The following is a 25,169-nucleotide window of genomic DNA, read 5'->3' as shown; positions in this document are numbered from 1 at the left end:
GAGTATTCTGCATAATTTTAATCAGCATAAGCCATAGATCGATAACCCTATCGAGGAGGATAAATTGCTTTTTACACGTGATGATCACAAGATTAGTATTATTGGCGGCCTACTCCTGCTGGGATTAACATTATCAACCGGTATCGCTGTTTACAGTGCAATGCGGCAACAGATTGAATCCGTACTGGGCATAGGCTTACGTGTTGCGTTGCAAGGCAAGGCGCTTCTCGTGGAAAATCAAATTCAAAAAGGTATGGGAGATACACGCGCTTTAGCTCTCCGTCCGTTCTTGATTCAATCGATGCAGGAACTCAATGCGCAACCAGAAAATAAAGGCGCATCACGCGATCTTGAGCGAAATGTTAATTCACTTCTAGAAGCGGGCTTTTCAGCCGCAGTTGTTTATGACGCAAAGGGCAATAAGTTATCCCAAATTGGCCATTTCTCTGAAAATATAGCTCAGTCAATACCATTGCCGGAATATCATGACACATTCCTCATATGGGATAAGCAATTTATTTTGCGCACTCAAGTCGATATTACAGATCAAGAAAAACACCATATCGGCAGAATTGTGACAGAAACCAAACTACCACAAGTAACACGCAGATTCAGCGAGATCAGATCCATTGGCAAAACCGGCGAATTCATATTGTGCGCTCCTCCGGCCATCGATACACAAGCGATGGCTTGTTTGATCAGTCAAATTGACGGCGTAAAATTTACCCATCTGCGATATGCAAGAGAAGGGGGAATATTGCCAATAAATCTTGCGCTCAATGGCACAAGCGGTGTCATCGCTGTAAAAGATTATCGCCACATACCGGTAATTGAAGCATATGCACCACTCCATGGTATTGGTCTAGGCATGGTTCTGAAGTTGGACCAGGAGGAATTATTCAATCCGGTTAATGATCAATTAATAACCATCGTCCTTTATCTCGTTGGATTGATTATTGCTGAAATATTGCTATTGAATTGGTTTGTTCGCAAGCTGATCAAATCCGAAAGAGAATCACGCGATGCTAAAGAAACCGCAGAACAGATTTCCATCGAACTGAGCCATAAGGAAATTGAGCTGCGCGAACGCCTAAAAGAAATTACCTGCCTATATGAGATTCGCCGCAGCATTGGATCGGATTTATCCGTCGACAAAGCTTGTCAACAGATAATTGCACATCTGATACCCGCCATGCAATATCCGGAACACGCTTCGGTAATCATCGAACTCGATGGAGAGCGCATTTCTTCAATGCCTTCACCTCAGGATATGACACACGGGTTAAGCTCAAAGATCAGTGTCAATGGCAGGATACGAGGCCAATTAAGCGTTTTCTATCCTCAGGACAAGCCTTTTCTGGTTCTGGAAGAGCAAAAGCTTATCGATGCGATTACCAGTGATCTGGCACGATGGTTGGAACGTAAGCAAGTCGATGAGCTTTTGCATGAGCGCCTTAAGGAGATCACTTGTCTTTATGAAATTCGCCGTGGCATCGGCATGGAATCATCGATAGACAACGTTTGTCAGAATATTTTTGAACATCTGATACCGGCTATGCAATTTCCCGAAATTGCAAGTGCAGTAATCGAACTCAACGGTTGGAGATTTACCATCGGAAAATTTGACCCGGAAGCTGGACATCGATTACAGTCAAAAGCCAAAATCACTCACAGAAAAACCAGTTATTGGCGCACAGAACGAGACCCTGCGTGTACCTGCTGTTCCATGATTCGTGTTAATGGCAAAGTGTGCGGTCAAATACGAGTTTATTACCCGGCCGATCACCCTCATATGGTGGTGGAAGAGCAGAAACTTGTTAGCGCGATCGCCAGCGACTTGGAAAGCTGGCTGGAGCGCAAACGATTGGAACAAGCTCTGGTATTCGTAGCTGAAGAACAGGCGCATACCATCGGACAAGAGTTGCACGATAATCTGGGACAGCAAATAGCCGCTATCGGCTATCAAGCCAGGGCGCTGGAAAAGCAAATCATTGCCGCAGGAAACATCAGCATGGCGACAGTTGCCGCCTCCATTGCTTCACAAGCACAAATCTCAGTAATACACATCAAGCAACTGGCGCAAGGACTGCTTCCGTTTGAAATAGAAGCCAATGGCGTAATTGCCGCATTACAAGCGCTAGCAAATAGAGTAGCAACGACTTACAGCATATCTTGTGTATTTTCATGCAAAAACAATATTATTATTCATGATGATACTTTGGCGCTTAATCTGTATCGAATTGCCCAGGAAGCCGCCAACAATGCAATTCGCCATGGTAAAGCGCAACACATCACTATATCTTTATCTTCAAATGAAGAACTACTGTGTTTGTCAATTTCCGATGACGGCAGCGGATTTATTGAAACAAGTGGAACCTCACAAACAACCTCCGGAATGGGTATAAAAATAATGCAATATCGTGCCAAGCAATTAGGTGCAAAATTGGATTTTCTCCCGCGCTCCGAAGGTGGCACGGAAGTTCGTTTAGAAATGCGGATGGCCTAAAATGTCTACAAATAAAATAAAAGTAATGTTAGTGGATGACCATGCCATGTTAAGGCATGGCATGGCGATGATGATCAACATGGAATCCGATATGGAAGTAATTGCCGAAGCCGGTGATGGCAACGAGGCATTGGCAATACTGAAGAAAAATGAACCTGTTGATATTGTTTTATTGGATGTCACGCTTAAAACCGTATCCGGTTTTGAAGTGATTAAAAGTATGCATGCACTGATACCTACACTTCCCGTCCTATTTGTCTCCATGCATGATGAATCAGTGTATGCAGAGCGCGCTTTACGCGCCGGCGCGCGTGGCTATGTGATGAAACAAGAACCGGGCGAAATATTGCTGGCGGCGATTCATGAAGTACTTAAGGGTAACGTTTATTTGAGCCAGCAAATGCATGAGAAATTGTTGAAACGTATCGCCTCTGGTCACTCCGAGCCCGAGCAGCTGATCAATACACTTACTCCCAGCGAATTTGAAGTACTCCACTTGATTGGACAGGGGCACAGCAGTCAAGAAATTGCAAAATTGCTGTGCCGCAGCATTAAAACCATTGAAACGCATCGTTTCAATATCCGGGTCAAACTGCATTTAAAAGATGGCGCCGACTTAATCCGCTACGCCACACGTTGGATTTCCGAAGAACACTGAACCACATCACTTGATTCAATCTAGGGGTTTCCCTTACCTCAAAACAATGGATTCCCCAATATCATTTCAATATTGATTCTCGTAGGATACGCACATGTGTCAATCCATTTGGGAGTTTTAATATCATGAATATCAAATTTGGAAAATATCTTGTAGTTTTACCGATGCTTTCTATATTAGTTGCCTGTGCGCAGTTAAGCCCAATGGAAGCACAGAATACGGAAAGCGGAAAAATTATATCGGAAGCCAAAACAGTCAATGATCACGAAAATCTGATTAATTACTACGATAAGCTGGCCAATGAAATGACCGTAAAAGCTGAAGAAAAAAGAAAATTACTGGAAGAATATGAAAATCATAGTCAACACTATGGCAGGCGTGGGCAGGATTATAGGTCACACACACTGGCAAATATCCGTTACTATGAGCAGGAAGCATCAGAAGCCATTAATCATGCAGGTTATCATCGCAAGATCGTTGCAGAACTTCAAAGAAATGAATATGCAAAATCTGTTGACAGACCGGAACTAGTAAACAACCCTAAAATTAAGGCCAGACTCAGTGAGACTGAAAACTTAAAAAGAAATTAACACATCGTTGCTATCGAGCGGGCATATTTATAATTAGATTTATGAACTAATATCGCCTTTAAGAATGCCAAAGGCACGGAGAATGTACAGTAACATTCTCCGTGCCTTTGGCAATTTATATTTGTATGTATGAATGAATCGTACCATCACTCTAAAAAGAAATTCCTGAAAAGGTTATTAATTGTTTTCACATTAGGAAGTACGTTTCTTTTCTTTACATATGCAACTACTCCTTACGCAAATAATTTAAAGAAACATTTTAAAGATAGCCGTATAGAGCTCGGTGGTTGGATTCATGGCGGCGCGACTTTAAACCCCAGTCAAGCAGGGGGTTATAATGGCCCTGTTGCTTTTGCTGACCAGGCTAATCGATTCCAATTAAATCAATTCAATTTGTTTCTGCAACGCCCGGTAATATCCGAAACCAGAAAATGGGATTTTGGCGGACGTTTTGACTTTTTATTTGGAACCGATGCGATCTTCACGCAAGCCTTTGGTGTACCAACTTTCGATGTGAATTCTGGAGAGCCTCTCAATCGCAATAACTGGGATCTCAATCTATGCTGTTCTTCAACGCGCACTTATGGCATTGCACTTCCCCAAGCTTACTTGGAAGTGCATGTACCCATAGGAAAAAACGGAATCAATCTAAAAGCAGGGCATTTTTACTCACCGACCGGTTTTGAAACCATCCCAGCACCGGATAATTTCTTCTATACCCGTGCCTACTCCTTTAATGCCGGAGAACCCTTCACACATACCGGCCTCCAAGCCAACTATATCGTCAACAATAATTGGTCCGTCTCAGGGAGTGCGGTCACCGGCAGTGCAACAGGTGGTTGGGATAGCGGATGGGATAAACAATTAGGTAATTGGGGAGGTGTTGCGGGTATTACCTGGACTAGCGATAATCAGGCCACCTCGCTCAACGTTACCGGCACTTATGGCAAAATTTCAACACGCAGTGACGAGTCATGGGGAATGTACAATATTGTATTTCAACACAAAATAAATCCAAAAACGCTGCTGGTACTGCATCATGTTCATGGTTATGCCGGTGACGTTTTATTAAATAATTTGAAATACACGAATGTAGTAAAAAATGCTGAATGGATTGGTTTTGTAACACACCTATACCATGATCTTACTGACAATTTATCGATTGGTGTACGTGGAGAATGGTTCCGTGACCGGGATGGATTCCGCAATCCCTCCCCTTTCCGGGTTGCTGCGGCAACCAATATCGTAAACGGTGTGGCCACCAGCTATGCCGGCAATATCAGCAGTGTCACTATTACCCCGGCCGACTACTATGCTGCTACCATCGGTTTAAACTGGAAAGCTGCAAAAACATTGAAACTTCAATCGGAGGCGTTAAAAAAGCTCAACATCCGCCCCAATATCCGCTATGACAGGGTCGATGCTTTGCATACAACCGCTTATCGACCCTTTGCCGGCAATAAAGATCAAATTCTATTCTCACTCGATTTCGTAATCCCATTTTAGGGACACACATCTTAAAAAGGATAAAATGCAAATATCATTCGAAAAATTAATTATTCCAGATCATCCAGCGCAAGCTTTGGGCCCGACCTAACCTTGGCTTTATTAATTGAATCATCGTGTTGTTTCGTCGCCATTCTTTTATGAAATTCGGCAAATCTCAGACTCTCTTGCAATGTCTTTTCATGGGCGCGAATATTCGCAGAAGTATGTGACTGCAAATCCAAGCCTCTTCTTCCATAATAGTAGGGACGCGCTTCGTATGCCGCAAGAATCCTTTTATTTTTCTGCAGATTTGACCTCGCCTCTTCAGCTACTGTTTCATAATAATGGGCCAAGGCCTCGTGATCATTATTTGCAATACCTGTTGGCGCAATCAGCGATGCATTCATTTGGGCACAAGCGCTCAGAATAATCAGTGTTAATATTCCTACTGATAATTTTAATGTTTTCATAATGAATACCTCCTCTAACTTATGGCACCATCTTAGTTTGATCAGCACTCCGTGTATATTGGGAAAACCCTTGTTTTTCATTAATGGAAACCATTAACCTTAATGAAAACAATATCTTTCCGAAACTCACGGCAAATTTAATCTCATCTCTAATAAGCTAATTTAAAAGATATCTTGAAATGAAACATGGCATGAAATACTCAGGATGGCTGATATGTGCCCTGACAAGTGCCATCCTTTTCTGTTCCATATATTCGGATAATCTTTGTGCCAATAGCTTTAAAAAGTTTCTCACCCATCACAAATTGGAATTTGGCGGCTGGATTCATGGCGGCGCAACACTCAATCCCAGCCAATCAGGGGGATTTAATGGCCCGGTTATTTTTGCCGACCAGGCCAATCGGTTCCAGTTGAATCAATTTAACCTGTTTATGCGGCGTTCGGTTGTTTCCGAAGGAAAAACATGGGATTTTGGCGGGCGTTTCGATTTTATGTTCGGAACCGATGCCATTTTCACTCAGGCATTTGGCGTGCCGTCCTTCGATGTCAATGACGGAACACCACTCAAAAGAAATGAGTGGGATCTCAATCTATGCTGCGATTCTACGCGTACCTACGGCATCGCTCTGCCGCAAACCTATCTGGAAGCCTATGTCCCTGCCGGTAATGGGCTCAACATAAAATTAGGTCACTTCTATACGCCTACCGGCTTCGAAACTGTTCCAGCGCCCGATAATTTTTTCTACACGCGAGCATATACTTTGAACGTCGGCGAGCCTTTCACGCATACGGGAATGCTCGCCACGTATTATGTCAATCCAAACTGGCAAATTATGGGGGGACCGCTGACAGGCAGCGCAACAGGTGGGTGGGATGCAGGCTGGGATAGGCACCTCAGTAATTGGAGCGGATTAGGAGGATTCACCTGGACCAGCGATAATCAAACCACTTCATTCCATCTTTCCGGAACCTATGGCGAAACCTCCGCGCGCAGCAGTGAGATTTGGGGGTTCTACAATATCGTGTTCAAGCACAGAATCACCCCCAAAACCTTGCTGGTTTTACACCAGGTTTATGGCCATGCCGGCGGCGTATTGCTGAACAATCTAAAATACACCAACGTCATCAAGGATGCCGAATGGTTTAGCGCGCTCATGCATCTATACTATGATCTGACCGATAATGTATCCATTGGCGCCCGGGGCGAATGGTATCGTGACGAAGACGGCTTTCGTAACCCCTCCCCGTTCCGTATCGCCGCCGCCACCAATGTCGTAAATGGCATCCCTGTCAGTTATGCCGGAAACCTCAGTACCGTCACCATCACCCCGGCCGATTATTATTCCATGACGCTCGGTTTAAATTGGAAAGCCGCCAAAACGCTTAAGCTGACCTGGAATGCGCTAAAAAAACTCACTATCCGCCCGAACATCCGCTATGACAGGGTCGATGCGTATAAAACCAGCGCATACCGGCCGTTCGACGGAAACAAAGACCAGATCCTGTTTTCACTCGACTTTTTGCTGCCTTTTTAGGCATTGAGGATAACTGACATTTTTGCATGTGCGACAGGAGGTATTTATACTGATAACTCACAATCTAGGCTTGCTCAGCACATCACGTCATTGAATCCTTCGTGATCTTCTGACCAGTAGAAATATGCACTTAGCAAGCTAGAATAGTAGTCTTGTCAATTTTCATCTATAATTCTCTTATGATGATCAAAAAGCTCTCCAATAATATGAGCTATTTGATTAAGTAGATTCCAGTAATCTATAAGTTTTAATTGATCCATAGTTTCTAATTCTGTCCAAACAAACGAAGATTTTCGCAAAAAACCTGTTCCGTGCGCTTCAGCTGTACGAAACATATCATCGAATTTTTGTATTGCAGATTGAATCTGCTCGACAATTTCGTATGAAAGCATGGCACCATTCCTAGCAATCTTCGCAAAAAATCTTTTCTTACTATTAGCACTACAAAATTTCTCATATTCAGTTGGCGCTAAAACTAAAACAAATAACCCCATGATCTTATCCCATAAGCTACGATATCGAAATATATATGCATTAGAGTAATGATGTAGTTTCATTCTCAGCTCAAATGATTTCTGAGTTGCCTCCGATTCACTAAGATCTGCAAAATCCACTTGAATTACTTGATTGATACATCGCCCCATTTCCGCTGTATCACACCAAATCAAACCTAGATTTATCGAAATACCTAATATAGCAGAGAAAATACGGCCACCATCAGGAGTGTTCTGAAGTGCATCATAAGTTCGTAGCAATGAAATATGTTGAATAGCGTATCCTCCATGATTCTCAAGATAAGAAAGAAAACAACGCTCAAAGCGTACGATATCTTCACGTGTATTCAAGGGAAATACTTTAAACTCCGACATTGTCTATAACCAACAATACTTAGCTTTCATCATCTTACGCTCTCCTGCTTTTGCAAATGCGCTTCCACATCTTTCTGACTAAACCCAATTGCACTCGCAACACGATCGGCATGACTTACTTTGGAAATGCCTTCAATCAGGCGATGTGTCGGACCTTGCGACATGAATTCTACTTGCAGATAGCGGCCAATACCGTCTTTCTGCAACAATTCGCACAGTTCGTGATTGTGCGTGACCAGCAAAGTGCTGGCACCGAGTTTATGGAATCCTTTCAGGATATATTCCGAGATCGTCATTTTTTCTTCAAACGTCGTGCCTTCGGATAATTCATCCAATATCACCAGACTGAGTGGTGTGGCATTAAAGAAAATCTCCTTGGTACGCTGCAGTTCATGACCGAAACGTCCCATTGCGGCGCTGAGCTGGCCTGGGTCAGGCACTTGATAATAGAGACGTTCGGCCGGAACCAGTTGTCCTTGCGTGGCGGGGATATAGCAGCCGATTTGCCCGAGCAGTTGAATTTGCACCACGGCCTTGCAATACGCCGTTTTTCCGCCACTATTCGGGCCGGTGATGATCAGCACGCGACCTGCCTGATCGAGGTGGATATCGTTCGGTACATAATCAGGAATGGTTCGTACCAGCAACGGATTCCGGGCCTGACTGACGGTTAGGCGGTGCTGCTTCTCATCAAGAATTTGCGGCAATACTTTGTCGCCAGTAAGCGACTGACCATAGCGGCAAAAAGACAATAATTCATCCAGCATGCCAAGGGCCTCAATAGCTTTGGGCAGATCGGGGCTTTCGCGGAATTGCTTGCGCAAGGGGTAAATGATCGAATCGCGATCGGATACGCCCATCGCCAGCAGCAGGATCGGAAACACCGGCACCGTGAGCGCCAAAATGCCATAACCGATGTAAGACACATTGAACTGCGGCATGAAGTTTTCAAAGAAAAACAGAATACCGTACGACGCGGCAAAGAAAATCGCTATCGGGATAAGTTTAAACAATGAAGGCCTGAAGCGTGAAAATAGATCAAAGACCGATTTTTCTTTTTTGCTTTTAAACTTGCTGCCGGAAACATAAACCGGGCCTTTCATTAATGCATAGGTGCGCGATCGGCCGAAATCACGGAAGGCATCCAGCAGCGCGCGCAAATAAGCAGACTGTGGCTGCGGAATTTGTGCAGCGCCTTCAACCAGATCCACGGCAAATTCGGTTCCATCCACGTATTGCCGATAGCCATAGCCGCCGAATTCCAGTTTATCGGTACGGCTGCTCGGCTCCTCGGTCGTCAGCCCACCAACAAATTCGCCATATAACAGATATTTCAATGATTTTTCTCCGGAAGTCGCTTTGCTCACAAATTTCGTGATTGCATCATACAATTGCGGATCCGACTCCATCTCAAGTAATGCCATCTGTTTCTGCTGCAATATTTCCGCATTCTGATTCGGGCGGGCAATGGAGCGATACAGCGTCAGTCGGCCGGATTCAGTTTGGGTTTGATTGATCGTATGAAACAAGGTCTCTGCTTCAATCGCTTCAAAGGTTTTCGCATCCAGTACTTCGTAATTGCTTTCGGTAGGACGGATAGCTTCCACCGTCGTGGGTTGCTCGGAATCGGATAAGATAAATTTTTTGCGCCAAATATCAATCATACGGAAAGTCTGTTTAAGGTTTTTTCGGTTTTTATGGGTTGCCAGCAAGCAAGGCTGCCTGAACGTGTAAAATACGCATATTTGCAATGAAACACAACACAATGACATTTCCTGCTCACTCGCACAGTATTTCTTACGATGCGACCCGTTAACAAAGCGCTACGCCTGATCGTATTTATCGCCGTGGCAAGCGCGATTGCGCTTGCAAGCTGGCATTACACCCGGCCAAAACCATTGGAAGTGGAGTTGGCCGTCATCACTTCAGGCGATGTGGAAGCAACGATAGTCAACACGCGTGCAGGGACGGTCAAATCCTGCCAGCGATCCAATCTAGCACCCATAACCGGTGGGAAGATTGTAAAAATCCGGGTAAAAGAAGGCGATCATGTGCAAAAGGGTCAGGTTCTGCTGGAGTTATGGAATCAGGATTTAAAGGCGCAGCGCGAACTGGCGCAACGTCAACTCACCATGGCGCAGGATCGCCGTCGCGAAACCTGTATCCTGGCGGAGAACGCTCAGCGTGAATCAATCCGTACGCAACAGTTGGTCGAACAGGGCTTTGTCAGTTCGCAGCGGTTCGACGATGCTCATGCCAACGCACGTTCCCGTCAGGCCAGTTGCGAAGCGGCCATATCCGACATCAAGCGCGCCAAAGCGCAGATCCACGTATCCCAGGCCGGGATTGACCGCACCATCATCACTGCCCCATTCTCCGGTGTAATTGGAAAAATTTCCGGTGAACTGGGCGAATTCACTACGCCCTCACCACCTGGCATCCCTACCCCGCCGACAATTGATCTGATTGACGACAATTGCCTGTATGTCACCGCGCCAATGGATGAAGTCGATGCGCCCAAAATTAAGGTGGGACAGGAAGCACGTATCACGCTTGATGCCATGCCTGAGAAAGTATTTCCCGGAAGAATCCGGCGCATTGCACCGTATGTCACTGAAATCGAGAAACAAGCACGCACCGTGGATATCAAAGTGGATTTTCTGCATACCCCTGCAGATGCTTTGCTGGTGGGTTACAGTGCCGATGTTGAAGTGATTCTTAAACGCAAGGAAAATGTAGTGCGTATACCCACGCAGGCCATCCGGCAAAATAATAAAGTCTGGAAGGTGGATGACAATCATCGGTTAACCGAGCTGTCACTGGAAACCGGTTTGAGCAATTGGAGTTTTACCGAAGTGCGCGGCGGCTTGAAAGCAGGCGATCAAATTCTGATGTCTTTTGATCAGGACAACATCAAAGCGGGTGTTGCCGTGCAACCCAAGCCGCAATAATCATGATTCGCCTGACTGCTATAACACGTACATTTTATATGGGTGATCAAACGGTTTATGCATTGAATGACATCAATCTGCAGATCGCTTCAGGAGAGTACGTTTCGATTATGGGGCCTTCCGGCTCGGGAAAATCCACGTTGCTGAACATTCTCGGCTTGCTCGACAAGCCCGATAGCGGATGTTATGAACTGGATGAAAAACAGGTCACCGATTTATCAGAAACTGAGCAGGCACAAATCCGCCGTGAAAGAATCGGCTTTGTTTTTCAATCGTTCCATCTTGTTCCGCGCTTGACCGCCGCAGAAAATATCGAACTGCCGTTAACGCTCAGCGGCATACCCTCTGAGCAACGGCAAATACGCGTCAATGAGGCGTTGCAGGCTTTCGAATTGAAACAGCGCGCGCAACACCGACCGGCAGAGCTTTCCGGTGGCCAGCGCCAGCGCGTGGCGATTGCGCGTGCAACCATCATGCAACCCAGCGTCATCCTGGCGGATGAGCCTACCGGGAACCTGGACCATCAGATCGGTGCGGAAGTAATGACCTTGTTGGAGAATTTGCATCATCAGGGGACCACGTTGATTGTCGTCACACACGACCGGGAATTAGGCGCACGTGCGCATCGTCAGATCGGCATGCGAGATGGAAAAATTTTAACGGATCAAACCGATGACGCTGGTTGACACATTACAAACCTCGTTTAAAACAGTATTGAGCTATCGTCTCCGCTCATTTCTGATCGTATTCGCGATGGCTTTGGGGGTAGCTGCGGTAGTAATATTGACAGCCTTGGGTGATGGCGCAAGAAATTATGTAATCAATCAGTTCTCTTCCATCGGCACCAATCTGCTGGTGGTGTTACCCGGACGGGCGGAAACATCGGGTTCGTTCCTGGGTGCAGTGTTAGGTCAAACACCGCGCGACCTTACCCTAAAGGATGCGCAATTGATCGGCCGTTTGCCGCAAGTACGGCGTTATGCACCGCTCAATGTTGGTGAAGCAGAGCTATCTGCTGCCAATCGCTTACGCGCTGTGACCGTACTCGGCAGTAACGCCAATCTGATACCCATCCGGCATATGAAACTAGCGCAAGGAAGTTTCATGGTACAGGGCACTGAGAGTAATGCCCAAATTGTTCTGGGTGCAAAAATAGCCAAGGAATTTTTTCCTCGCACGCAAGCTGTCGGACAGCGCATTCGATTAGGTGACAGTCGATTTCTGGTCTCCGGTGTTCTGATGTCGCAAGGTGAAACTATGGGATTCAATACCGATGAAATTGTCATTATTCCAATTGACTATGCACAAACCATGTTCAATACGACTTCACTATTCCGTATCCTGATTGAAGCCAAGAGCCATAGTGAAATCGAACCCGCAAAACAAGCAATACTAGCGACCATGAAACAGAGTCATGACGGAGAAGAAGATATTACCGTAATTACGCAAGATGCCATTCTCTCGACCTTTGACCGCATTTTGCAAGCATTGACTATGGCGGTAGCGGGGATCGCCGCGATTAGTCTGGTTGTTGCCGGTATTTTAGTGATGAATGTCATGCTGGTCGCGGTCAGCCAACGCACTGCAGAGATCGGCCTGCTGAAAGCCATCGGGGCAACATCCGCCGATATCCGCCGCCTGTTCTTTGCCGAAGCGATTTTGTTGTCGGTGGTAGGCGCTATTTTAGGGTTTCTGTTAGGCCAATTCGGCAGCTTGATGCTACGTCTGGCATTGCCGCAGCTTCCCGCCTGGCCGCCGGCATGGGCAACTATCGCAGGGATTATGGTCGCATTAACAACCGGAGTTCTAGCCAGTATAGCGCCTGCCAGTAAAGCAGCTAAATTGGATGCAGTTAATGCACTGGGGAAGAAATAACTTTAATGAACACGTTCTATTTTATCTTTTGTTCGCTGGCGAACCATCATCCCAAGCTTGCTATCAACCCACCCACCATTCCGACTTACCCGCCAGCGAAATTGAATCTGACTTAATTCGATCCAGTTGTTAATTATTCTAAAAATCACGGTTTGTCTTTAGCTGATTTACCATCCGTATCAGAAGCATCTGTATCATGTTTTGTAACATCATCCGGTCCATAAGCCGACATTTTCGGTCTATCCATCAGATGCCCGTCGGGCGTTCTTTTAGGTTCATTACATGCAGCCAGCATCGAAATCGAAAATAGTCCGGCTAGAAATAAATATTTTGTCGTCATATTTTTACTCTCCTATACACAATACGTTAGCTTAATCCAATTAAGTCACAGATATGAAATTATTATTCAACATATGGCAGAGTAAATTAATCTGCCGATTCAAATATGAAGTGCAACGCCTGATTTGAAGAATACCTGATTAGGTGTTTGGTATCCAAGCCGTTTTCTAGGTCGATTGTTCAATCTTTCCATTGCTGTATCCATTTCCTGTTGTGTAATAGTGGTGAAGTCCCTGTTTTTGGGGAAGTACTGCCGAATCAGTCCATTAGTATTCTCGTTCGTCCCTCGTTCTCATGAAGCGTAAGGGTGGGCGAAATAGAAGTCCGCATCCAGTTGTTTGCTGATCTCATCAAATCCGGCGAATTCCCGCCCGTAGTACATTCGGAGTAATGAAAGAGTCAGCGCTATACCTCAGAATATTTGATACCTATCAACAAACTGTGAGGACATCAATATGACTGACTCTACTCATATCAATCCGGATTCTATTCTCGTGGGTATCGATATTGCTAAACAAAACCATGATGCACTGATTTTATGGCCTTCAGGACATTAAAAAGTCATCAGAATCCCGAACACGTTAGAGGGCTATCAACAATCATTGAAAGCAACCCATGCGTTGCCAGCGGAAATTACAATTGGTTTTGAACCTACTGCCGATTACCACCGCAATGTTGCTTTCTGGTTTAAACATCAGGGAGCTCAGTGCATGTTAGCTTCTTCATTGTCTGTGGCACGGGCTCGAGAGATGCTATTCAAAACCTGGGATAAACACGATCGCAAAGATGCACGGTTAATTTTATATCTAATGCAACAAGGCATGGTTCGCCCGTTTTATGATCCATTGGTTGAAAGCACAATGGATATACAAGAACTATCAAATATCTATCATCAGATTTCCCTCAGCAGAACCCGGATACAACATAGCTTGCTCAATCATTATCTCACGTTGTATTTTCCTGAGATGGAGCGCTATCTGCACAGTACGCGTGCCGAGTGGTTTTGCAGGTTATTACTAAAGTTTCCCACTCCGACTTCTATCCTACGTTATAAAAAAGCGACTTTTGTAAAGCGAGCATGGGATATCGTTGGACGGAAGGTCTGCAAACAACGATTTCTTGAAGAAGTTTACGAGATCGCAGCTCATTCAATAGGTTTGCCCGTTGCTTTAAAAGGATTGGGTATCACGACTTTTAAGTTGCAATTGCCACGTTACCTTGAGCTTTCAATTCAGCGTAATGAACTAGAAAAAATGGCAGAGTCTATGCTATCTCAGCGGACTGATTATCAGCGATTACGCACGCTTCCCGGGGTTGGACCGATTATCTCGCTGATTAAACTGCTGTGTTAAGTCTTGTCGGGCCAATACAATGGACCCTTGTATACTATGGTGAGCACCCTTTAATTTAGGTACAAGCAGCGCTTGGTCGAGATTTATTGTTAGGCACGGTACAGGTGCCAGGGATATTTTTGAGGTAAATATCAGTTGACTCCGCAGGTAGTCCGTTGTCGGAAGTAATCGTATGCACCCGTCTTCGGTGTGGCTTGAGCAGGCGAGTGGTTGCTTTTATCACTGCCTCGGTGGTCTTCCGCTCCACCTTGCGAATCAGCGTGTATCCCGTCTTTCGCTCGACCAGGCTGACGATGGCCTGCCGGTGGTTCTTGCCGATGATGGTATCTGCCTCCCAGCCGCCGACACGACTTCTAGCATCGACAATAGCCGGACGTTGCTCAATGGATTGGCGGTTGGGGATGATGCCGCGCCGATCTGTCTTGCCATAACGCTTCCGGCGCTGCTTCTGACAGCGCAGATTCTTCCAAAGAATGCCGCCGTTTCGTTTGTCGGCATAAACCCTCTGGTACACCGTCTCAATGCTGATGCCCGCATAGTTGCTGATCTGGTCTGGGCTCCATTGCAGCATGAGTTTCTCTTGCGCAAACTGCCAGGTTACATCGTCTATCGCCCGCGCATTGATGGCTTTCCGCTCGATTGCTTTGTTATGCGCTTGTTTGGGGCGATAGCCACGCGCCCCGCAGTTACGGACCAACTCCCGGCTGATAGTTGATACGCTTCGGTCGATGACGGTGGCGATCTCGCTTTGTAAGACCTCTGCACAACCGCAAGAATTTTGCTGTAGCGACAGAGAAAATTTTCCAAGTGACACTTGTTGCACGTCACTTTAATAGAAAGTGAAGTTTTTTCCTTTTTTTAGGTGAATTTTTCCCCTTTTATGTAATATTTGGACGGATCGCTCCCCTTAATGGTTGGTCTACGAAGATTTTGTTGGCTGCTTTCTTTAGATTCATGCAGATACTTTTCAGTATGACTTGGGCGTTGACTTTCGTCGTACCGAAGTAGCTGGCGCGTCCCATTCTGAATAAGCGTTTGATTGTGCCGAAACACTGTTCGACAATATAGCGTTTTTTACTGATCAATTGATTCGCCAGCTTCTGGCGTGACGAGAGGGGTTTATTCTTGTACGCGCGATGCATGATTGCGCTCTTGATCTTTTGCTTTCTTAGAAATTGCCGATTGGCATTGCTGGCGGATCCCTTGTCGGCATACACCCGATTCGCCTCGATATGCGCACCATCGATAGCGGCTTCGAAATGCATCATTTCGCTCTGGTTGGCAGGGGCGGTGTGAACCCCGCGCACATAGCCGTCTTGTGCGTCCACCACCAGGTAACTGCGGTAGCCAAACTGCGACTTCCTGCCTTTCTTCAGCCAGGTCGCATCCGGATCCGCGCTTTGTTCTTCGATACAGTTGATTCCAGGTTGACTGCCATCTTCAAACTGAACAACCTTACCTTCTTCGGCATCCACCTCCAGTGTGATGGTCTTTTTAGGGCGTGCCGCTGACTCAATCAGCGTGGCATCAATGACCGCTCCTGTCGCACCCTTGATCATCAATCCGTGGGATTGAAGCTGTTCATTAATAGTGGCCAGCAGATCATCTAGCCGGTCGTTGGTTATTAGCCGGTTACGGAACCGGCACAAAGTGGTTTCGTCCGGTATCGCATCCGATAAGGACAGTCCGCAAAATTGCATAAAATCAATGCGTACACACAGTGCTTGCTCCAACGCAGCGTCCGATAAACTATGCCACTGACCTAGCAGGATCGCTTTGAACATCAACAACCCATCAAACGGCTCTTGGCCTCCACCATGCGATAACTCGCGCTTGTATAAACCCGTAAGTTTCGGACGTAAGTCCTCCCACTCAATTAGGGCATCAATCTTCACCAGAACATTTTCTCGCTTCAATCGCTCTGCTAATTCCAGTGTTCCAAAACTCATCTGCATCTTTTGCTCCAGCTGTCTTTTAACCCCCTCTATTTTAGTTGGTTATTGCACTGCCAGGCGAGGTTGTGCAGGAATCTTATAAATGAATTTAAAGACTCTGAAGAAATTTCTATACTTGCACACGTTGCCAATGCACTGTTCAGTAAAGGTTTCATACTCGACCAGATGGGAAATTACCCAGACGCGATTAAATCGCTATGACAATCTTGTAAAACGATTCGGGAATAGTCAAGAATTAGCACAGCAAATAATGATTGCAAAAGCGCTTTTCAACCAAAGTTGCGCGAACCATTGGCTAAAAGATTATGAAGATGAAATTAAATGCTATGACAATCTTATACAAAGATTTAGCACTAGCAGTTAATTAGGGTTGAAGATACAGGTTGCTCAAGCGCTTTTTAATAAAAATAACTGCCTCTAAATACTAGGAAAACCTGAAGATGCACAAATATGCTTAGATGCAACGACACGATGTTTCGTACAAACAAAAGAATAAGGCTCTAAAAAATAGGGAGTGACAGAAGTTTACAGATGCATCTATATTTTATATGCCTCTGCACAGTTTTCAGTACCCTGATAATAAATGGCTTTTAAATTGCCTGAAAACCACATAATCAATTGGTTATCAATAAATAATGAATTCTATAAGTCATTTTCAATAATGCTTTTAGTTTCGATTTATAGTCAAGAAATCAAAAGACAACACAAAATTAAATTGTATCAAATTTGTGCCAATCTACGATGTAAGTGATACTATTTATATTTGTTTGAGACTGTTTTTGTGCTTGGCAAGCATTGCAAGTTATTGGTTTTTATATATTAAAAATTTCAAGTAACGTTTCGTAATCAGTAGGTCAATACAAATCAAAATTCAAGAGTATCTTACGATACGAAATCACTGATAAATAACATTATTATGAAATATCCAGCCATTTACATGAATTTCTTCAGGATCATCATGTGTCCAATGAATGACTCCACCTTTATCATTCCATTCATATTCCCCAAAAAATTCAATTTGATCATTTAAAGATAATCCATCAACTCTTGGTGCTAAATCTATATTGTGAGCGATCAGTAGCGTTTGCTTTGATTTTAACTCAATGATAAATCTTTGATGACGGCTACCGTCAAGATCATCCGATAAAATGGAAGTCACAACACCTGATCCATAAACTTGTACATTACTCTGCCCACCTCCAAATAATTGAGCTAATAATTCATCGCTATCAGGCTCTAATTCTATAAAATTCGAAATTACTCCGGCTTTTAAAAGGCCATTGAAAACATCACCATAAACATAGATATCTTCCCCAAGAGTTCCAAGATAGTTGCCTGTATTGGGATAGTACCGCACCAAATAATTATCTAAATTAAAAGTTGCTGTGCTAGCAGGACTAAAAAGCTCTGGATAAGATTTTTCGGCAAAATTAAATAACTTATTGCTATTCACCAATAAGTTTTCAGCAAATGCGATTCTCGGAACTAATAACAAAAACAACAAAATAGTAAATCTCATAGCTATGTGTTAATCCTCAACATGATTAATTCATAAGCAATCAAGGGCATATCTCTCCAAGATTTTTTTCAAAAAGAAACATTCATAAAAAAATGAATCAGCATGTTCATTACGGCAGGATTTTATGGTTCCTGTACTACTCACACAGACACAACAGCTTCGCTATTGTGTAGTACTGATGACAGACTGGCTATGCCAGACTGTTAAGGCAGGTTAATTCAAACCAGAGCATGATTTTCTATCTAATCTCAAATATAAAATGACAAATCTGACGATTATTGGCGAGCACAAGCAAGTGCAATATTAATAAAAACAGTTAGTTACAATACATTACAATCCGTTGGTCGCGCGTTCGAATCGCGCACGGCCTACCAAATAAATCAGAGGGTTAGTTCAAAAGACTAATCTCTTTTTTATTTATGGGGTTACGCCGGGGTTACAATAGACAGATATAAGACGCAGTAAAAAAACCCGCCACTAGGTGCAACCAATCGCACAATTTTGCACTATTTTTCGCTTTATTTGGCACTGCGGATTTGAGGATTTAACGCTCTAATCCCAAAATTTTAGATTATTAATTCGATTCGTCGCGCAGATCGACCTCATCCCCTACGATATAGGTAATTTTGAATGCTTTTTTTATCTCGGATCAGTAGTGTCCGGCAATTTAGTTGAATAGATTCAGTTGGTTGTTGTTATGGTGAGTGATCATTTGCATCTCAGTATTTTTAAGTAATTGATCTAGGTTAGTTTTCTCGAAAAGAGTTAGGCTCAGGATTTGTAGGATTGTGTAAAGTGAAGTCTCGGTATTGAGTCGCTTTTTTACGATGGCAACCAAGACATAAACCGAGATGGCAATCCATATCTGTGTCTTGACTGCGTTTTCAGTGGTTCCGTAGAATTGCTTGATACGAAGATGTTGTTTGATCCACTTGAAGAATAGTTCGATCTGCCAGCGACAACGATAAAGCTGAGCGATGGTCAGTGCAGGTAAATCGAAGTTGTTGGTTAGAAATACCAGATGCTTGTCGTGTTCGGCATCATAGAACTTAATACGTCGTAGGTGCTGCGGGTAATCCTTGCTGGCCTTCGTAGCGGTCAATGCAATGGTCTGATCGCATCGCAGTCCCGTGGATTTGTCCACTGAGTGAGAGTAGACACGGCGAAAAAGGAGACTGGATTTAGCGCGCGTTACAAAAAATGCTTGTGCTTGATGCATAGTGAACCAGCGAGCAAAGTCGGTAAAGCCCCGATCCATGATGTAAAAGCTGCCAGCTTCGGGGATCAGGAAATCGAGCACATTGACTTCGTGCATCTTGCCGTCGCTGATATGGATGAACGTTGGAATGTTGCCGCGTAGATCAAGCAGTGTATGCATCTTGACGGCAGCTTTGGTCTGACGAAAGCGCGCCCATGGAAAGACGCTCAAACACAGATCGATGGTCGTGGTATCGAGTGCATAGACTGTCTGTTCCAACTCCACCGCTAAGCTATCGCTGGAGTAAAGCTTTCTGGCGATCTGGATCAAGCTCATCGCGAAATCCATGTAGATGCGACAATCGCGCTGCTCGTTGGCATCGGCCAACGTACTCTTGGCGATGTTGCCTCGTATGCCCAAGTGATAAAGCTTAGCTTGGTGAGCGCGCAGACAGGTTTCGATGTCGCGCAGACTCTCGCGGTAAGTCAGCTGCGCGAAAGCCATGCAAAGAAATTGATCGAGATGCGAAAGAGTCTTGGTGGGATATTTGGAAGGGTAACGCTGTACACAGCGGCGGAATGTGTGAAGGGGCAAGTAATCCATGAGTTGTGCGAATACCAATTTGCCTGAATGCATGATAAGAAGCCACGTAGGGAAACCTCCAGTTTCGCAAAAAATTCACTTTCAAATCGGTGACACCCCCAAACATACCATTTCATTCTACAGATCAATCTGTTATACAATCATCTTGGGTAAATTGCCGGACACTACTGATCTCGGATATACCTATTAACCGAGACTATTATCTTATTGCCCTTGATCGATCAATCCCAGGCATAGCCGGGGATTGCTTTATTTAGATAAAAGATTTTTATAGCTTGTTGAGAAGGCCAAACAATCAATCGTTCAGTATGGCTTTTAAGGTACAACTTTTACTTTTTTCTCATTATCGTCAGGCACTACGATGATTCTTTCAGTTTCTGGCGCTCGTTCAGAATTAATCGATAGGCACCCACTTAGCCCAAAAATGCTTATACCTATCATCACTACAATTAAGTTTCTCATTAGATTCTCCTTTTTAAGTATTTTATTATGAGAATAATTAATAAGTTAAATCTGTTCGCTATCTAACATAAACAAATTTTAAAAATTCTTAATGATCAATTCAGATCGACTAGCACTACGTTGATCGCAGTAAAATAAGGTGTGTACGGGCCTGTCGTATTTTTTGATGCAATCCTCTGCCAGCTCAGGTGTTCAATATAGGTTCGCGATAACCGCAGATGCGCCTGGCTCAAATCCTCTTCCATCCACAACAAATTCTGTCGCGGTGCACTGGTGCTTGCGGTACCAAAGTTCTGACCCGATACCTTGCCACGAATACAAGCTTTTGCAGATAGTAAAGTTGGGCTGCACGCTGGATATCGGTCAGCGTTTCTTCTGAAGTAATTTGCTGCTATTTATAGATTTCACGGCTGATTAACGCCCCTCTGAATTGCCTGACGAACTCATCCAGGTAGTGCTTGACCATGCAATACATATTTAACCTAATATAATATTTTTGTTTTATCCAGCTTATATATATTTCCTTATTTCTTTTGCAAAAAATAAAATATAAGGATTTTTATCTAATTGATGGAGGAGGTGGAGGATTATCTGACGGAGGCAAAGGTGGATTAATATTTGGGGACAAGGTAGGAGTTGTTCGATTAGCGCCATTGTAAGTGGATGATGGATTCTTAGTGACATTCCCCGCAACAGGTACACTATGACCTTTGGCATACATGCAGGGAATATAATTATTATCAAATGTTTGTTGATGTATATTCCCTGATGTAGAAGCATTACTTCTGCCGAATATCGCTCCCATTAAAAGTCCTAATCCCGCACCTATAGCAGCGCCTTCCCCTCCACCTATAGCACCACCCGCAGCAGCTCCTAGTCCTGTTCCAACAACTGCACTTTGTACACCACTACTATTTGACGCATGCTGAGGTGTATTTCCCTCAAGTTGTTGAAAAGCATATTCTCTACATTCATTATCGTCAGAACGAAACTGTTCAAAGCTTTTACCAGATCCGGGTAATGCCATGATGCTAGGGCCTTTTGGAAGATTTGCACAAGCGCTTATTAAGCAAAAAATTACAAATATGAATAATCTTTTCATTAATATCTTTAGAAGTTAAAGGGCTATCAAAATAAATGATATCTAACAAAAAATTTTAATTTGCTTATCCATTATGGCTAGTTTAAAAAGTATCCCTTTCATTAGGATTATGAGGCGGGCATTTTTATTTCCCTCCCAGCAACTTTAAACCACATTAAACGCATTTTTATGATATTAAAAATACGAATTATAGAATTTAACGATTTAAGAACTTGCTGACAAGAAAACCCACCCCTACCGCAATTCCTAATGCCCTAACAGGATTCTCTCGAACATAAGTAGAATATTTCGCAATAACTTCCTGCTCAGCATTAATCAGTTGATCTTTTTTCTCTTGGAGGTTATCTATAGCTTCATGAGTTGCGGTTGTAGCCTTATCAATAGTTTCATGCGCTAAATTATTTAGCTCATCTCCTTTATCCACAATTTTATTCGCAACTTGATTAAGCTCATCCCCTTTATCGACAATTTTAGTTGCAACTTTGTAGGTTGCATTTGTAGCCTTGTCTATAGCTTCATGTGCGAATTGAGATGTTTTGTCTATGTTTGATAATTTTTCAGACTTTTCCACGGTAACTTCCTTAAAGGTTCTTTAACTAATAATTATTTTCAAATATCAACGATCATTGAACCATTTACTCAACAGAAACCCTACTCCAACTGCTATACCAACCGATCTCAGTGGATTATCACGAATATATGAAGTAGTTTCTTTGACTAATCTTTGTTCCACACTCCTAATTTGATCCCCTTTCTCACCAATAGTATCTGCAACTTCTTTGGTCACTTTACTAACCTTATCAATAGTATTATTAGTTGCGTTCATAGTGTTATCAATTGTTTTGCTTGCAAAATCCACTACCGTATCTATATTTTTCATAGAAATCCTTTTATTAATTAAACGTTGGTTATCAGTTTATAAAATAACATCCTTATATAATTGGATCAGTTAGGAAGCTAACTTACATTCGATTTAATAAAATAGTTAGACCGATAATATTTATTTTTACCTTATAATTCATTATCTTGATAGGAATAAATACTTATATCAGGAAAATAAAATTAATAATTCGAGAAAGAATAATTAGCACTTAAGATGAAACTACAAGATCGATTAAGAAAGTTGGAAGCATTTGCAAAAGTTGAGCCTGATGGGGCTATTTCGGATGCTTTGCAGCGAAATGCAGATGGTGAACGAGTTTTTATTTCGATTTAGGAGAACTCAAAATTGAATTAACTTAAGAGTTAAATTTTTATCACGTAAAATTATAAATATAATATCATTAATATTCATATACTTATAAAATATATCTTCTGTATTGTGAAAATCTTCTCTCGGCGTGTAAATTTAGTCGGTTACTAAGCTATCTACAAAGCAAACGCAATTCTTCCTTATCAACGCCTGATTCAATCAGGCGCTTCTTTTCCTTCGTAACATACCGGTAAAATCCGCGCTTTCTGATTTGTTACGGGTGTAACGAATGCGCCAATAATAATTATTACGTTTTGGAAATATTATCAAATTAAGCACTCCTAACAAAAGTACTTTGTAGCATTGCGGAAAATTCCAATAAAAATATACCCGTCGATTAGTAGGGATAAAGTATGGATCTAAAGATTAAAGAAGAAAACACTCGATTATTTTTTTAAGATAGGGAAAAACAATTACTAATATAATAAAAGCTTCTAAAACTTAAAAAGATGTATTTTTTCAGATGCCCTACCGAATTCATCCAGCATGTACAGCCCCAACAGATGTTAATTGTTTAATCTGGCGGTATATGGATTTTGAAAAGTTTTTATCCTTAATTGATAAATCAGCCCTTTACTTCCCCAGGCTTGATAAATTAAGTAAAGTAGATCCATATGAAGGACATTTTACTCATGTTAACGCGATGATCGGAAACGAGGAAATTACTTTATTTGATCAACTAAAGCACCAAGTCATTGCACATATTGATAAAGAAAAAAAAGGATGATTGAAGTTGATAATAAAAGTTTTGAAGATGCAGAAGACTGGGGAAAGAAAAAATATGAGGGCGATAAAATAAATATAGATCTTATAGCTTTGGCACACCGAGAAATTCCCCGAGCTGTTTTAAATGATCGTAATAAAATATTTGTTCATTCATGGCACATGCAAGAATATGAATCTGCAGCCATGTGGAGTTTATACGCTAAATATTCAAATGGCATAGCAATTGTAAGTACATACAATGATCTTGTTCAATCGGTATTAGATAATCAGGATTATATTGTTTATATAGGAATCGTTAATTACATTGATTATCGAAAAGATCACATTCCAGTAAAAAATATGCTCTCTCCTTTTTTATATAAAAGGAAAAGTTTCGAACATGAAAAAGAGTTAAGAGCGCTAATTCATGTTAGGAAATATGATGAATATGATCGTCCAATTGATACCGATCAAAATATAAATGGGATTTATGTAAATGTGAATCTGAATGAATTAATCAAAATTATATATATTTCACCCACCGCGGAAGAGTGGATAGTAGATTTAATAAAATCTATCTTAAAAAAATATAATCTTAATCTCCTTGTATTCCATTCCGACCTTCAATCTTCAGCACCCATTTATTAAAATAATTATTCTCTACTTAATTCTAAATTTAAAGGCACAAAAGGATAAAAATGTTAAATCATAGAGTTCCATGGCAATATGTTGTGACAGTTGTATTTATAGGAACTGTATTTTTTATTATTGCGTTATTAGGTAGTCTGATTAGCGGTTATTTAAATTGGAATTCAATCATTACAGTAATTTTCTTGATATTAGGATTTATTATAATAATATGGATAATCCCAACCCTTTTAAATTTAAGTAGATCTTTTTACGCATTTTTATTTATTCTTTTACTGCTACAAATTGGTACTACAATACTAGCTTTTGCACTTCACTATAAATCGTCAGGGTTAATAGGTGAATGCGGTGAATTCATACCAGATTTATCAGATGCTATTTATTTTAGCATTACTACTTTTACTACTTTAGGATATGGGGATTTACAACCACTTGAAAGCCATAGACTAACAACATCTTATGAAGCACTTGCAGGTATGGCATCAATGGCAATTGGAGCATCATTAATATGGTTATGGTGTCAGGAAAATCTAATTCCGAAAGAAATGGCCCTATTTGACGGCGACAGAACAAACAAAAAAACTTTCATAGAAGGAAGAATTCGCGTAAGAACTCTTACAGGAAAAGAAAAGGAGCTTTATTGACTGGATGCTCCCACCCGAACCAGGGGAATCATTTTATTACAATACCAAGAGAAAAGAATGGATTCCAATTACTAAAAATACTATTGTTCCAGAGAATGTATCTAAGATAGTGATTGGTTATGAAAAAGATTTTAAATGGTATATCGAAATTTTGAATATATTCAAAATATTCAAAATATTTGGAAACAATAATAAATCAGAATGAAATTTATAAGTGCGAGAAATTGTGATCAACAATTAAATTTCAAATTGATATCTTTCTCGTAAATCAGCGACACGATGCTTGCGTGTAATGTTTTGCAAAGTTGGCAAGAATATGTGTGTCCACAGCTTCAGCAGGAACATACCCGTTTACGCAAACTTGATAACTACCACATTTAGCCCTTGGCAAAGCCTCGGAGCCTCCTTTCATCAAGATTTGAAGCTATCCGTAAAACTACCAATATTT

The 25,169-nt window shown here is 42.5% G+C and carries 23 protein-coding genes; 12 read left to right on the top strand and 11 right to left on the bottom strand.

The features are described 5' to 3' along the window. Positions 1–64 precede the first annotated feature (64 nt). From ATY38_RS10410 to ATY38_RS10395, 4 genes are all read left to right on the top strand, one after another. Positions 65–2,506, top strand: a complete 2,442-nt coding sequence (locus tag ATY38_RS10410; RefSeq protein ID WP_062559239.1) for a sensor histidine kinase — start codon at positions 65–67, stop codon at positions 2,504–2,506. A gap of 1 nt (position 2,507) precedes the next feature. Then, positions 2,508–3,164 (top strand): response regulator, encoded by a 657-nt coding sequence (locus ATY38_RS10405; RefSeq protein WP_062559238.1) that lies wholly within the window; start codon positions 2,508–2,510, stop codon positions 3,162–3,164. 125 nt (positions 3,165–3,289) lie between these two features. Continuing rightward, on the top strand, positions 3,290–3,754 hold the full coding sequence (locus ATY38_RS10400) for a hypothetical protein (RefSeq protein ID WP_062559237.1): 465 nt from the start codon (positions 3,290–3,292) through the stop codon (positions 3,752–3,754). A gap of 129 nt (positions 3,755–3,883) precedes the next feature. Further along, positions 3,884–5,260, top strand: coding sequence for a porin (locus tag ATY38_RS10395; protein ID WP_062559236.1), 1,377 nt, complete (start codon positions 3,884–3,886; stop codon positions 5,258–5,260). 50 nt (positions 5,261–5,310) lie between these two features. Here the strand turns inward: ATY38_RS10395 and ATY38_RS10390 are convergent, their stop codons facing one another. Continuing rightward, positions 5,311–5,712 carry a hypothetical protein gene (locus ATY38_RS10390; RefSeq protein WP_062559235.1) on the bottom strand — a complete coding sequence of 134 codons (402 nt, stop codon included), beginning with the start codon at positions 5,710–5,712 and terminating at the stop codon, positions 5,311–5,313. A gap of 191 nt (positions 5,713–5,903) precedes the next feature. Here ATY38_RS10390 and ATY38_RS10385 point away from each other — a divergent pair, with 191 nt between their 5' ends. Then, on the top strand, positions 5,904–7,247 hold the full coding sequence (locus tag ATY38_RS10385) for a porin (protein ID WP_235590252.1): 1,344 nt from the start codon (positions 5,904–5,906) through the stop codon (positions 7,245–7,247). A 155-nt stretch (positions 7,248–7,402) separates the two neighbouring features. Here ATY38_RS10385 and ATY38_RS10380 read toward each other — a convergent pair whose 3' ends face one another. Both ATY38_RS10380 and ATY38_RS10375 read right to left on the bottom strand, forming a co-directional pair. Then, positions 7,403–8,092, bottom strand: coding sequence for a hypothetical protein (locus ATY38_RS10380; RefSeq protein ID WP_143023485.1), 690 nt, complete (start codon positions 8,090–8,092; stop codon positions 7,403–7,405). Positions 8,093–8,145: 53 nt separating this feature from the next. Further along, the gene (locus tag ATY38_RS10375; protein WP_062559232.1) at positions 8,146–9,780 is read right to left on the bottom strand and encodes a MutS-related protein; all 1,635 of its coding nucleotides are present in this window, start codon (positions 9,778–9,780) and stop codon (positions 8,146–8,148) included. A gap of 138 nt (positions 9,781–9,918) precedes the next feature. Here ATY38_RS10375 and ATY38_RS10370 point away from each other — a divergent pair, with 138 nt between their 5' ends. Genes ATY38_RS10370 through ATY38_RS10360 form a run of 3 tightly spaced genes read left to right on the top strand, consistent with a single transcriptional unit; the run spans position 9,919 to position 12,942 of the window. Further along, entirely contained in the window at positions 9,919–11,067 is a 1,149-nt protein-coding gene (locus ATY38_RS10370; protein WP_062559231.1) for an efflux RND transporter periplasmic adaptor subunit, read from the top strand. A gap of 2 nt (positions 11,068–11,069) precedes the next feature. Then, complete coding sequence (locus ATY38_RS10365) at positions 11,070–11,753, top strand: ABC transporter ATP-binding protein (RefSeq protein ID WP_062559230.1); 684 nt, start codon at positions 11,070–11,072, stop codon at positions 11,751–11,753. Then, positions 11,740–12,942 carry an ABC transporter permease gene (locus tag ATY38_RS10360; RefSeq protein ID WP_062559229.1) on the top strand — a complete coding sequence of 401 codons (1,203 nt, stop codon included), beginning with the start codon at positions 11,740–11,742 and terminating at the stop codon, positions 12,940–12,942. The genes ATY38_RS10365 and ATY38_RS10360 overlap by 14 nt, the downstream gene beginning before the upstream one ends. A gap of 145 nt (positions 12,943–13,087) precedes the next feature. Here the strand turns inward: ATY38_RS10360 and ATY38_RS10355 are convergent, their stop codons facing one another. Continuing rightward, entirely contained in the window at positions 13,088–13,282 is a 195-nt protein-coding gene (locus tag ATY38_RS10355) for a hypothetical protein (protein ID WP_062559228.1), read from the bottom strand. 562 nt (positions 13,283–13,844) lie between these two features. On the opposite strand from ATY38_RS10355, the gene ATY38_RS10350 reads away from it, so the two are divergent. Further along, positions 13,845–14,633, top strand: a complete 789-nt coding sequence (locus ATY38_RS10350; protein ID WP_082633027.1) for an IS110 family transposase — start codon at positions 13,845–13,847, stop codon at positions 14,631–14,633. 55 nt (positions 14,634–14,688) lie between these two features. Here the strand turns inward: ATY38_RS10350 and ATY38_RS10345 are convergent, their stop codons facing one another. The 7 genes from ATY38_RS10345 to ATY38_RS10310 form a co-directional block, all read right to left on the bottom strand. Continuing rightward, positions 14,689–15,447 (bottom strand): IS30 family transposase, encoded by a 759-nt coding sequence (locus ATY38_RS10345; RefSeq protein ID WP_418006909.1) that lies wholly within the window; start codon positions 15,445–15,447, stop codon positions 14,689–14,691. A 64-nt stretch (positions 15,448–15,511) separates the two neighbouring features. Then, positions 15,512–16,588: an IS5 family transposase gene (locus ATY38_RS10340; RefSeq protein ID WP_062559225.1), complete on the bottom strand. Its 1,077-nt coding sequence runs from the start codon at positions 16,586–16,588 to the stop codon at positions 15,512–15,514. A gap of 895 nt (positions 16,589–17,483) precedes the next feature. Next, complete coding sequence (locus ATY38_RS15525) at positions 17,484–18,107, bottom strand: DUF3465 domain-containing protein (RefSeq protein WP_082633026.1); 624 nt, start codon at positions 18,105–18,107, stop codon at positions 17,484–17,486. A gap of 667 nt (positions 18,108–18,774) precedes the next feature. Next, positions 18,775–19,941 carry an IS4 family transposase gene (locus ATY38_RS10325; RefSeq protein WP_062559223.1) on the bottom strand — a complete coding sequence of 389 codons (1,167 nt, stop codon included), beginning with the start codon at positions 19,939–19,941 and terminating at the stop codon, positions 18,775–18,777. 988 nt (positions 19,942–20,929) lie between these two features. Then, entirely contained in the window at positions 20,930–21,472 is a 543-nt protein-coding gene (locus ATY38_RS10320; protein ID WP_062559222.1) for a YMGG-like glycine zipper-containing protein, read from the bottom strand. Between the two features lie 196 nt (positions 21,473–21,668). Continuing rightward, the gene (locus ATY38_RS10315) at positions 21,669–22,043 is read right to left on the bottom strand and encodes an ElaB/YgaM/YqjD family protein (RefSeq protein WP_062559221.1); all 375 of its coding nucleotides are present in this window, start codon (positions 22,041–22,043) and stop codon (positions 21,669–21,671) included. 45 nt (positions 22,044–22,088) lie between these two features. After that, a complete protein-coding gene (locus tag ATY38_RS10310) occupies positions 22,089–22,352 on the bottom strand; it encodes an ElaB/YgaM/YqjD family protein (protein WP_062559220.1) in 264 nt (87 codons plus the stop codon). 901 nt (positions 22,353–23,253) lie between these two features. On the opposite strand from ATY38_RS10310, the gene ATY38_RS10305 reads away from it, so the two are divergent. The 3 genes from ATY38_RS10305 to ATY38_RS10295 are packed head-to-tail and all read left to right on the top strand — an operon-like array spanning position 23,254 to position 24,721. Further along, positions 23,254–23,451, top strand: coding sequence for a hypothetical protein (locus ATY38_RS10305; RefSeq protein ID WP_062559219.1), 198 nt, complete (start codon positions 23,254–23,256; stop codon positions 23,449–23,451). Next, a complete protein-coding gene (locus ATY38_RS10300; RefSeq protein ID WP_062559218.1) occupies positions 23,448–24,077 on the top strand; it encodes a DUF2971 domain-containing protein in 630 nt (209 codons plus the stop codon). Before ATY38_RS10305 ends, ATY38_RS10300 begins: the two co-directional genes overlap by 4 nt. Positions 24,078–24,127: 50 nt before the next feature. Then, positions 24,128–24,721, top strand: a complete 594-nt coding sequence (locus tag ATY38_RS10295) for a potassium channel family protein (RefSeq protein ID WP_062559217.1) — start codon at positions 24,128–24,130, stop codon at positions 24,719–24,721. Positions 24,722–25,169: the final 448 nt, after the last annotated feature.

The organism is Nitrosomonas ureae, from assembly GCF_001455205.1.
GTDB classification, from domain to species: domain Bacteria; phylum Pseudomonadota; class Gammaproteobacteria; order Burkholderiales; family Nitrosomonadaceae; genus Nitrosomonas; species Nitrosomonas ureae.
Note: the sequence above shows the minus strand (reverse complement) of the source record. Positions and strands in the feature narration are given on the sequence as shown.